Raw genomic sequence first — 11,569 nt, 5'->3', positions numbered from 1 at the left:
AGACACAAGGTGATGGTATGAGAATTTCGACAAATCAAATATTTTTACGTGGTGTCAACTCGATGCAGGTTCAACAGCAACGGTTATTAGAGTTGCAACAACAAGTATCCACTGGTAAACGCGTTCAGTTTCCCTCGGATGATCCCATTGCCGCTGCGCAAATCGAACAGTTAAACAAACGAATCGATTCCGCAACCCGACTTAAAGATAACAATGAGTCAGCGAAAGGAATTTTAAGCTTTGAAGAAAGTATTTTAGATAACTCAATTAATGTAATACAACGGCTAAGGGAGCTTCAATTGCAAGCAAGCAATAGTGCTCTGTCTGATGAAGATAGGAAAACAATCGCTGCTGAAGCACGTTCGTTACAAGATCAATTAGTTAGTCTTGCTAATACCCAAGACAGTGATGGATCGTATATTTTTTCGGGTTCGCGAACCAACGTGGCGACAATCTCTCGAAACGGGGCTGGTCAATTTGTCTATGGTGGTGATGAATTAATTCTTCGCCAGGATGTGACGCTTGGTTTAAGAGTGGCTTTAAATGACACCGGCTCAGACTTATATATGCGTTTACCTAATGGAAATGGTCGTTTTACGGTCACTCAACCAGGAAATGCGGGAACCGTCGTGGCAACGTCAGGTGCAGTGACACAAGAAGCTTCCTATGTCGAAGATGACTATACGGTTTCATTTACTACGAATACGGCAGGGGATATGGTTGTGTTGGTGTCAGGTGCTGTCAGTGGTAATATTATTCCACCAACTGGGCTACCAGATGATGCGCCCTTGTATGAGAGCGGCAATACCATCAGCTTTAATGGTATTGAAATCAAATTTACCGGTGTCCCACAAGCAGGCGATAGTTTTTCCTTGCAGCCTTCCGTTAATGAGTCAGTGTTTGCAACCATCGACAGAATGGTAGCCAACTTAGAGAAGTCCAGCGTGAATAATTTTGATAAGGCAGCTATTCAAACCGAAAATAACCAAATGATGGAACAATTGGATACGGCCTTGGATAACCTTCTCAACCATCAAGCCGATGTGGGTGCAAGGCTAAATCAATTGGATATTGCTGAATTTGTTAACCAAGATCTGATTGATACATCCATTGAAATAAAAACAAAGCTAGAAGATGTTGATTTACCCTCTGTTGCGGTTGAACTTAATCTTCAGCGTATCTACTTGCAAGCCGCGCAGCAGACGTTTGCGATGATCCAAGGACTGTCGGCATTTAATTTCTTATAAGAATCCTTTATCTGAAAGTAGCTGATAGTGAAAGCTATCAGCCAATGCTTAAAATTTGCAGGATTTCTCTATCAATTCCTTCTTTTTTCATAGATTTGGGATTTTCTCGTAAAGCGATTTTTTCTCAAAACGATAGTTAACAAATTTTCAATTGAATCTTGAGTTGATTATGATATCTTTCTCAACTCATCGATATGTCGATGATTAATAATAAAAAATGGAGTAAAATATGAAAGCAGTACTAAAAGTTGTATGTTTGTTCTTTGTTATCTTTGTTCAAAGTAGCTTTGCAGCGAGTTGTGATATTGATAAAGGGCAAATGTATGACCAAATTTCAAAATACGGTTCTATCAGCACCAAAGGTTGTCCCTTTAACGCGTTTGGTTGGGGAGTTGTCTCCATTACCAATCCTGTGGCATCTTCGGGTAGTTGCAGTGCAACTTGTTCCTATGCAAGTGGCCCCGGTTCTCAAGGTGTTTCTTGTTCTTGGGAGAAAGGAAATTGGGGTGATACCCTAACTTGTGGGAATTAATTGATATAGAGAGATACCACACTAGCCCACATTAGCTGTAGGCTAGTGTGGGAGTGCTATCCTTATGCGCTGGGTAAGTATGGGCTATTGCTACAGCGAACGGGGATAGTGTTAGCGTTTTGACTTAATTTGGGGATATCATTAAGCAATCGGTGTTTCGATGATTGGAAGGTCGCCTGTAGGGCCACTTGCGCTGATAACTTGCACATAGACGCCCGGATCGCTGCTAAATTCATATAGTTTACCGGCATTACCCGAGTTAGATATTTCGGCCGCATTTTTTAGGGTTACCTTATCAAATTCATCACCCACAATCTGTAACACAGGTACTTCATTATCATCGACGGTGATGGTTAAGGTATTTTCTGATTCATCGATTAAACTAAACACGGCTTCTGCATCCAGCGTAATCGAATTGATGGCTTGGTTTCCTTCGCCGGTCATATCGATTTTTTCCCAGCCACCGGCAAAATGATCTTTAAAAAATTGTGCATCAAACGACATGTTGCCATAACCATCTAGCTTTATCGTATCTAAGCCAGTTCCTCCCGAAAATTGGCTTTGGTCGTCGAGCTCAACATCTTCGTTACTAATTAGTAACATGTCATTGCCTGCATTGAAATCAAGTATGCCCGCACTTTCAGCAATATCAATTTGCAAGGTTTCTTCGACTTCAACCATATAATTGACATGGTCAAAATCGCTTTGTAACCCATTTTCATCAACAACATAACCACTAAATATCCGAACACCATCTGTTCCGCTTTCGGTGGAGGGTTTAAAAATGAGTGATTGTGCAAGAAGCTCATACGCTCCAGCAGGCGCAAACGTTGTCTCGCTTTCACCCTGAGCAAGAAATGTATAGGTAATCGCGTTGCCATCGATGGATAATTCATAATCGAATTGATAATTAATATCGTCATAGACAACAGTCAGCTCACCCTGAGAGCCTAGCACTGTCAATGTGTTATTGCTTTCTTTGAAGTTAATGACATCATTTTCGAGTAGATTCGATGCAATTAAAGTCAACGAAGCTATCATGGCATTGTCTGCAACGTTTATGGCACGCACGATAGGTCGGCTATCACCAACAAATGATGCTAAATCATTATTAAAATCAACACTGAATATAATATCTTCATAATCATTATCACCGCCATTTAATAGGTCTTCAAATCCCACAATCAGCTTACCTCGAAGCGTTTCTGCAATGTTGTTGTTAAACGATACGCCACTTAATGAATGGGTTATGCCATCACTACTGAGTGAATCATCATGGGTAAAATACAATCCTCGACCTTCAAACACCACAAAATTGTCGCCATCATTAAACGTAACTAAGGCGGTACCGTTATTGATAGAAAGTTCAATATGCTCATTGAGTTCGTACATATCCTCATAGGTCTTTAAGCTATTTTTTTCATTGTTACTTAAATAGTTAAACCCATCGCCAATTAAGAAAAATCCGACAGCCACTCCTTCAGGCACGCTTTCGATGGTATAACTCACAGATTGTTTTAAAGTATTGGCACCAAAAGGTTGAGAAATAAGATTGTTGCCACTTTGACTGGAGTTGATCCATAGTAACCCCGAATTTTCTTTCCCGGTAAGGATTTCACCTGTGCTGGGATCAAATAAGTAATATCCAATGATGTTTTGGTAACCAGCTCCTTCACGAATAAATGATACGGTAATATCGCTTTCAACACGCATGGCTAAATTGGATAAATCAACACCATTGATAGGAACGCTGGTAACCGCCTTCCCATCTCTTGATTGATTTAATAGATATTCAGCGACCTCGGAACTTCCATAAGGACTTGAGTCTAACCCACTGCGAGATAATGAAATTAAGTCATTGCTATGCATTTGTACGGTAGGTGGAAGTATCGCGGATGTTACTTGGCCTACTGTAGTGCTACTTACGCTGGCAAAGCTACTTTCGCTACTCTCACTATTAGGTTGGTATAACAGTGTTTTACTGCCGAATGTCGTTGTACTTTGTTCAAAATTGGATGTCTCATAACCTGCTGAAACAGCGCCTAAGCTATAAGAAGGTTGTTGAATAAAAAAATTAGCACCACCCGATTGGGGAAGTGCTTCACCCGCTGTGGGATCATCCAAGGATGCTAATATATCGCCAATGTCCTTTCCTTCATTTAACCCTTCTTCAATGAGTTGATGCTCTTTCAATTTGCCAGCAGGAACTTCCGATTTTTCCGATGATTTAACCGGAATACTAGTGTAGTCGGAAAGTTTGGTGAGAGGGTTATCCCCCATTTGTATAAATGCATTCCCACTAAGAAGCGTAAGCGTATCGTCGGCGCTTATTTCCTCACCTTGCAATGCCAGGTGGGATTGCCCGTTAGCGCTTATTTTCAGTAATAATCCGTGAATCGCTTTAATATGTCCATAGGAAGCACTTGATGACATTTGTCTATCCTTATCGTTATTGTATGTAATAATTATAGACAAAAAAAGAGCAGAGTGTGCATAATAAATCGTTAGCGTGGTTATGAACGACTTATAAAATTGGATTGGGCCATGTGCTGGCCCAATTTTCTAAGCAATTGTTCCTGCCTGAGCCGCTGCTGATAATACGGCAGCTAAGCGTAGGGTGGTTTGGATAGCCTGCAGGGTGATCCCATGCTCGAGTAATTGCTTGATATGACTTTGAATACACATACCACAGCCATTTATGGCTGAAACAGCAAGGGCAAAGAGCTCAAAATCGTTTTGATCGATCCCATGCCCTCTGAGCCCATTCATTCGCAATCCAGCTGGCAAGCTCGATAACGTTTTATCGCCGGCTAAATGTATGGTTCGGTAATAGACGTTGTTCATTGCCATGATGGTTGTTGCTGTTTTAACCGCTTGGCGTAAATTTGACGAGTCAATGTCATTCACAAACGCTTCATATAGCCTAATTTGCTCAGGATTGTTTAAGGCATAGGCAACTGCCAATGCTGATCCAAAAAATTGGGTTGCATTGAGACCTTGCTGCTCATACTGACTATGCAAATTACTCAAATTTAATTTGATGTCTTTTGCATAATCCGGAAGTGTATTTTTATATTGCTCAAAATTCATATCATCCCCCTTAAACATGCAACGTTTCTCCACCTATCTGCCTGTTGCATGGGCATAATTCATCCGTTTGCAAGGCATCTAAAATGCGTAAGATTTCCTGGGGGTTTCGACCAACGTTCAACCCATTAACACTGACATGCTGAATGATGTTATCAGGATCGATGATAAAGGTTGCCCGTAATGAAACGCCTGAAGCGTCATCTCGAATTCCAAGGCCGTCTGTCAATTGCCCGCGACTGTCAGCAAAACTATATTGGTCAAGGTGATTAAGATCTGGATGGTCTCTGCGCCAGGCGAGTTTGGAAAATTCATTATCAATGCTACCCCCAAGCACAATCGCTTCTCTATCCGAAAATTCGGCATTTAATTTCGCAAATTCGACAATTTCCGTTGGACAGACAAAGGTAAAATCCTTTGGATAAAAAAATAGGATTTTCCACTGGCCTGGAAAACTATCTTGAGTAATTTGTTCAAAGGCCGATTTGCCATTTTCTTCATGCTCATTAAAACCAGGTTTAACGGCGACCACCGAAAAATCAGGGATTTTTTGACCTACTGTTAGCATACTTTGCTCCTTTATTAATGGTTACATTTAAACTATAGTGTTGTATGATAATTAAATAAAATGAAATATATCGATAATCCTAATCGAAAAAAACGATGAAAAAGTTACCGCCCCTTAGACAACTTCAATATCTCATTGCTTTGCACGACTATCAGCACTTTGGTCGAGCGGCTGATGCTTGTTTTGTATCTCAGTCAACGTTAAGCGCAGGAATCAGCCAATTAGAAGCGATGCTGGATGCCATGTTAATTGAGCGCCAGCATAAACAGTTTCGCTTTACCGCATTAGGCGAAGCGGTTGTATCGATGAGCGTAGAAATTGTCAAACAAACGAGCTCCCTGGTTGATTATATTAATGAGCAAAATAAACCGATGCATGGGGATTTGATCTTAGGCAGTATTCCAACGATAACACCATTTATCATCAGCGAAATCATGACAGCATGCCAAAAGCTTTTTCCTTGCCTAAACTTATATGTCAAAGAAATGACGACTGAAAAAGGGTTAGCATCACTGGAAAAAGGCGACTTGGATTGTTTACTCTTAGCACTTCCGTATGACACGTCGGATTTTCACTGTCATCACTTATGTGACGACCCTTTCTATCTCGTTGTGCCAGCACAAGACTCCCCGGATTTTTATCATCATTCCATGAATCTTTGGCCCGATCAGAGTGTTTTGCTATTAGAAGATGAACACTGCCTGAGTCAACATGCGGTACAAGCGTGCACCATTCGTGATAAACGCTTAATCCATCCCTTCAAAGCAGCCAGCTTGCACACCCTCACTGAGATGGTTGCCCACGGCATGGGCGTTACCTTTGTGCCTAAGTTAGCCATCGAAAGTGGCATCTTGGTTAATCAACCTGTCAAGTTGATACCACAAAAAGGTAAAAAACCGTATAGAGAATTGGCATTACTATGGCGAAATGGGGCAGGGCGGGAAAAAACATGCATGGCTTTAGCTAAAATAATGCAGAATGAAATCATGAAAAAATTAAAAATACCGTGAGTATCTAGGCACAAAATCTATTAGATCAACCAATCGTGTCTCCCTCCACGAAAACCATGCGTCACCCTCCGCGAATTTGCCTGACTCTTCTACACAAATATAGAATTTACGGGGAAACGTCAGATTTGAGTGCAGGTCGGGAGAAAATGATTCAAAAAAAGCGCAGAATACATCAGTATGTGAGCACTTTTTTGAATCATTTTCTCTCGAGATGCCCCAAATATGACGTTTCGGTGAGAAGTGACCAAGAGACAGGCGAATTTGCGGAGGGTCCAGGCTACCAATACCTTCTCAAGACAGTAAGGTGATAAGCAAGAACTATTATCGACTATTATTTCTTTGATGATGCGAGGTCGGTTTGCTCGAGATGTCCTCATTCTCCTGTGAACGAGTCACAGTAGGGGCATGATTGTTTGTTGCTTGACCAAGAAAAGAAAACCTGCCTGTATTAAGGACATTGCTTAATGAGGATAAATCACTGCTTTTCTGACTTTCTTGCTTTCGATATGCTTTCTCTTTTAACCAGTTTACTAACTTATCATCTGAATCGAACTGTTGGACTATCGATTCATACCAGCTTAGATTGTCAACAATCGATAAGCCTAATGCATCCAAACCTAGTATGGCAGCATTTAGTTTCATACCTTCAGTAGTACCATAAAATAAAGGCAATGACCTCAAAGTATCTTCTGCAAACACTTTATCTGATACCTTTAAACCAGCCTGAGCAAGTTTGCCAATCAATCTTTTTTGGTCGACATTGCTTATTAAAATAGAGGTATTTCCAAGCACGATATCTAAAATCGATGGCGCAGTGTCATCCTCTAGCATTTTATCGTATGGAAGCCTTTTGTCTATTTTGGCAATCTCTAGAAGGGGTAGTAAAGGGCTCGCGCTTGTTTTATCTATAGAAATAGCGCCGATGGCATGTAAAAATATCATTGTATCGATGATTTCTTCTAAATAAGACATACTTTCTTTAATGATAGAATCTGCGTTTACGGATGTATGCTTTGCATCTCTAAGGAAGCTTGCATAAGCATTCACCGTTTCATCAAGTTTTTCCAACATGATCAGTTTAAACATATCGGGAGGAAGATAGTCTTGATGCAACAAACTTTGGTCATCCCTTTCTCGTGCTAACAAAAGCAATAGCGAAGAAGCCTTTTGGCTACCTGAATAGGAGTCGGCATGGGGCGTCAACGTTGGTTTGTTCGCAGCGGATTTAAGAGGCAATAAATGACCTAACATATCCCTTGGGAGCAAATCTTGATGAACTAAGCTGTCTGGATCAAATTCATAGGCCAGCGCAACTGACCTCAAGTTATGCTGAACATTGTCCAACCACTTCAAAGCTAACTGGTTTTGTGCTTTCTGTTTGGTCGATAAAACGATTGGTAAATTATATTTTAAGGTGCTTATAGGGTACACTGTTTTTTCTTTCAGTACCTTTTTAAAAATCTCACATAGCTGATTGAAGCTCAAGGCATGGGATAGGGTTAATTTCCCCATAAGGTTTTCTAGCTTTTCATGTGGAACGACATTATCACTCCATGATGGCATAAGTTGCCTTAAAATACACATAATCATCGACGCATCAGAAATTAGCAAGCCGTTATCAATCAACTCAAGTATCATGTCAAAATTATCATTTTGATTAGGATAAAGTGATAAGTATTCAATGATGCTTTGTGCATAACCGTCAATTTCAGTCTTAGAAAGATCCAGAGGATAAAAGCAAATTTCATTTAGCTTTTTGAGATCCTTAACCGCAAGCAGATCTTGCATGATTGTATTCCACTGCTCATCTCGTTGCTTGATTTCTTCCTCGGATGGTAAAGGTGGTAACAAACCGTGGTTGAATTTAGGATAATAAAGATTCAAGAAATCTTCGATTCGTTGGTTGATACTATGTTTATGAGGCATCAATCTTCTTCATTTGGCATAAATATTCTAAGTAGAGCATTTACTAACGATTAAAAAAATTCATCAGCAAGAACGACTATGAATGAAATATGTATGGTCTAATAGAGTTAATAATGCCGTGAATGAATTAATAGTATACATGGCAAATGTTAAGAAAAACTTAATGTTGTGTCATAAAAGTGACAGACAACTCGTTCCTTTGTCCTGGAGAATTCTTAAAAAATGCCGTCGTTGCGAACGTCGTGAAGCAATCCAGAACAGATTTCTGTTCAGAGATCGAACTGGATTGCTTCGCAAAGCTCGCAACGATAGTGCTTTTAATAAATTGTCTGGTACAAAATGAATATTTCAAAAACGTAAAGATTCTTAATAAAATGTTAAGAATTGCTTGCTACACTTCTTAAAAATTTCATGTGAGGAGAGTTGGCATGGCTTATTATAATACAACGATTTATCCTTCTAAACGACGGCAAATATGGGAAGCGCAATTTAAGGATAAGCTTTTTAAGGCGCTTTTCGATGAGAATCATTTACTCAACATCATCAACCAAGAACAGGCAATCTGTATTTATGATATGCCCGTTAGCGATTTAACCAACGAAGAATTGCAAATTGCCTTACAGGCTATTGCCGAAGGAAATACCCAACAATATCGTTTAACAAGTGGTAATTTAAATCTAGAATTACTGAGTCAAACGGGCTTAGATGTCAATGAAATTGAAAACATAAGTTACCAAGCTAAGTTTTATTACCACTCGGTGATAGCCAATGCTTTACACCAATTAATGGGGTTTGAAACGGATGAAATGCCTACAGAGTTTCGAAAGATATACCTGGATTATATTGCAAAACATCCTGAGCAAGAACAGTATGCGCAAGATGAAACAAAGATCTATTTTAGCTATCTGCTGAGTCTAGCGGCACCGGTATTGCGTGCACATGATCAGTTGGTGAAGACCGATCAATTGCTATCTAATAGCCTGCAGCGTTATCCAAACGATTCACCAGTAGTCCAATATGCCCAGGAAATTCGCCAGGAAGTCTACCAACTAGCTAAACAAGCCACATCACCCGATGAGATTAATATGCTAGCTGACTTGGAAGCGACCTGTGCAAACGCGTTAGTCAATCCCAATGCTGAAACCATTAAAGCATGTATTGATAAAGGGAATTTGCTGTCAAATCATTCTGTTGCAAAGTCGCTTGGGGGGATTGCCATTACTTTGGCAGGGGCGATGATCTTTTCGCTGAGTATTGCAATTGCCGTTGAATCGTTTGGTGTTGCTGCCCCATTAAGCGCGCTGGGAATGGCATTAGGTGAATCACTTGTTTTCGGTAGTTTAGCAACCAGTTCTGCTGCATTGGGTGCAAGCAGTAGTGCTTATGGTTCGTATATGTTTTTTAAACATGCGCATACGGATCCAATAGCCGAAGATATCCATCAATTTGCTAATAGTGTTGCTGCTGCCTGAGGCCTCTATAATAGGTTCCTTCATTTTCGCTTCTGAAGAAGGGGCTAGCGGTATAATCCATTTTGAACAATATAATCTGCCACGACTTTGGGGCAAACGTCATTTAAGGACGCATGCTTGGCTAAATGCTGGCGGATAATGGTGGATGAGACTTCAATATCGAGATTTAATTGGAAGAGGAGACCGCTAGGTTGCTGGTTGAGAAGCGATGCATTATCACAACGATGTTGATTGAAGAAAGAAGTGATTTCATCCGGCCAGATACTTGCTAGTTTTGGTCGAGTCACTAAGATAATGTGGGCTAATTGAATAATCGTTTTCCACTCATGCCATTGGTTGAGTTGAGCAAACGCATCTTCACCCATCAATGCACTAAGGCTTTGTTGCTGGCCAAACTGGTTGCGAAAGTGCCGTAAGGTATCAACGGTGAAGGAAGGGCCTTGGCGGTTTATTTCACAGTGGTCAATAAAAAACTTTTCCCTTTGCTTACTTTGTTGGATGGCAAGTTCAAGCATGTCAATTCGTTGTTGTGTGCTTGCTTGAGCCCGGTTTTTTAATAGAGGTATTTTGTTAGGGACCCAAATGCACTTTTCTGCCTTGATATCGGTAATGACGTGTTCCGCCATGGCGATATGGCCATTATGAACGGGATCGAATGTCCCACCAAAAATGACAATATTATTCATGAATCAGCTGTTCCTTGCCCGTTGCCAATATGAAAGCCATATGTTCAATGGAGTGACGTGCCACCATTGATTGGCCGGTTTTGATTAATTTATCGGCGTTATGGCAGTGTATCAGAAGATGATTTAGCTGTTCGATGTCACACCGTTTTAAGGTTGATTGGTAAAGAGATGTTTTATTTCGCCAAATACTCAATTGTTGGCATGCTTGGGTGAAGGGTTTTATCTTGCAAAGATTATGAAGTTGGACCAGTGTGCGAATATCCTTGCTTATCACCCACAATAGGAGATTTAACTCGGCTGGGTTACTTCGAAGATAGGTCAAAATTTGTAGAACTTTCTGGGTGTCGCCTCCAAGACAAGCATCACTTAACTCAAATACTTGAAATTCGCATTGGTTGCTAAGTTGCTGGCTGATAGACTCTTCACTAAGAGGGGCGGTACTCGGCTGGGTTAATTTTAACTTAGCAATGACTTGGCGAACCGCATAGGGGTTATTATGGCAGAAACGTGCGATAAGCTGTGCGGCTGCGGAGGCAGTTTTAGGAAAGGCATTTTTCAACTGATGATCAACCCAACGCACAAACTCGTTGGGTTTTAAAGGCCAAACGGGGATCAACCCGATTTGGTCGTGCTTTTCCAATGTGGCCAACGATTTATGTTTAAGCTGATTCCCTGTGACAATGACTGTGGCATGGGTGCTGTTCGATTCAGCAAAGGATATTAAAATACGCTGTGCCGTTTTGTCGAGACTTCCTTTCGGATAATTGATTTGATACAACGTCTTTTCAGCAAAGAGGCTATACGATTGCAATTGCGTAGCTAGCGATTCCCAGCTTAAGCCATCTCGGCCAATTTCCAGTGATTGTTTCTCAAGCGCATCAGCATTCGCTTGTTGAAGGCACTGTTGGCGCCACGCTCTCGTGATAACCACTTTGGTATCTTGAATGAAATAGTCTTCGCTGCCACAAATTATATACACCGGCAATAACGGCTGTTGAAGATGTGAGTTTAATGCGGTCGTATTAATTAACATGAAACCCT

Annotated in this window: 10 protein-coding genes; 4 read left to right on the top strand and 6 right to left on the bottom strand. The window is 40.7% G+C overall.

All coding sequences use genetic code 11. The features are described 5' to 3' along the window. Nucleotides 1-17: 17 nt before the first annotated feature. Nucleotides 18-1,247, top strand: coding sequence for a flagellar hook-associated protein FlgL (flgL, locus tag AB3348_RS08895; protein WP_367607242.1), 1,230 nt, complete (start codon nt 18-20; stop codon nt 1,245-1,247). 229 nt (nt 1,248-1,476) lie between these two features. Further along, the gene (locus AB3348_RS08890; RefSeq protein ID WP_367607241.1) at nt 1,477-1,779 is read left to right on the top strand and encodes a hypothetical protein; all 303 of its coding nucleotides are present in this window, start codon (nt 1,477-1,479) and stop codon (nt 1,777-1,779) included. Between the two features lie 141 nt (nt 1,780-1,920). Here the strand turns inward: AB3348_RS08890 and AB3348_RS08885 are convergent, their stop codons facing one another. The 3 genes from AB3348_RS08885 to AB3348_RS08875 all read right to left on the bottom strand — a co-directional run bounded on the left by AB3348_RS08885 (nt 1,921) and on the right by AB3348_RS08875 (nt 5,434). After that, a complete protein-coding gene (locus AB3348_RS08885) occupies nt 1,921-4,212 on the bottom strand; it encodes a DUF4114 domain-containing protein (protein WP_367607240.1) in 2,292 nt (763 codons plus the stop codon). Nucleotides 4,213-4,341: 129 nt separating this feature from the next. Further along, nucleotides 4,342-4,869, bottom strand: a complete 528-nt coding sequence (locus AB3348_RS08880) for a carboxymuconolactone decarboxylase family protein (protein WP_367607239.1) — start codon at nt 4,867-4,869, stop codon at nt 4,342-4,344. A 10-nt stretch (nt 4,870-4,879) separates the two neighbouring features. Beyond that, complete coding sequence (locus AB3348_RS08875) at nt 4,880-5,434, bottom strand: peroxiredoxin (RefSeq protein WP_367607238.1); 555 nt, start codon at nt 5,432-5,434, stop codon at nt 4,880-4,882. Nucleotides 5,435-5,529: 95 nt separating this feature from the next. Between AB3348_RS08875 and AB3348_RS08870 the strand changes: the two genes are divergently transcribed. After that, nucleotides 5,530-6,444, top strand: coding sequence for a hydrogen peroxide-inducible genes activator (locus AB3348_RS08870; protein ID WP_367607237.1), 915 nt, complete (start codon nt 5,530-5,532; stop codon nt 6,442-6,444). A 321-nt stretch (nt 6,445-6,765) separates the two neighbouring features. Here the strand turns inward: AB3348_RS08870 and AB3348_RS08865 are convergent, their stop codons facing one another. Then, nucleotides 6,766-8,370 carry a hypothetical protein gene (locus AB3348_RS08865; RefSeq protein ID WP_367607236.1) on the bottom strand — a complete coding sequence of 535 codons (1,605 nt, stop codon included), beginning with the start codon at nt 8,368-8,370 and terminating at the stop codon, nt 6,766-6,768. A 428-nt stretch (nt 8,371-8,798) separates the two neighbouring features. Between AB3348_RS08865 and AB3348_RS08860 the strand changes: the two genes are divergently transcribed. Next, nucleotides 8,799-9,842, top strand: coding sequence for a hypothetical protein (locus tag AB3348_RS08860; RefSeq protein ID WP_367607235.1), 1,044 nt, complete (start codon nt 8,799-8,801; stop codon nt 9,840-9,842). A gap of 44 nt (nt 9,843-9,886) precedes the next feature. Here AB3348_RS08860 and nadD read toward each other — a convergent pair whose 3' ends face one another. Next, on the bottom strand, nt 9,887-10,528 hold the full coding sequence (gene nadD, locus AB3348_RS08855; RefSeq protein WP_367607234.1) for a nicotinate-nucleotide adenylyltransferase: 642 nt from the start codon (nt 10,526-10,528) through the stop codon (nt 9,887-9,889). Next, the gene (gene holA / locus AB3348_RS08850; protein ID WP_367607233.1) at nt 10,521-11,561 is read right to left on the bottom strand and encodes a DNA polymerase III subunit delta; all 1,041 of its coding nucleotides are present in this window, start codon (nt 11,559-11,561) and stop codon (nt 10,521-10,523) included. Before holA ends, nadD begins: the two co-directional genes overlap by 8 nt. Between the last annotated feature and the right edge of the window lie 8 nt (nt 11,562-11,569).

Source organism: Legionella sp. W05-934-2, assembly GCF_964199965.1.
In the GTDB taxonomy this organism is placed as follows: Bacteria; Pseudomonadota; Gammaproteobacteria; order Legionellales; family Legionellaceae; genus JAFIFT01.
This window is presented reverse-complemented; position numbering and strand designations above follow the sequence as displayed.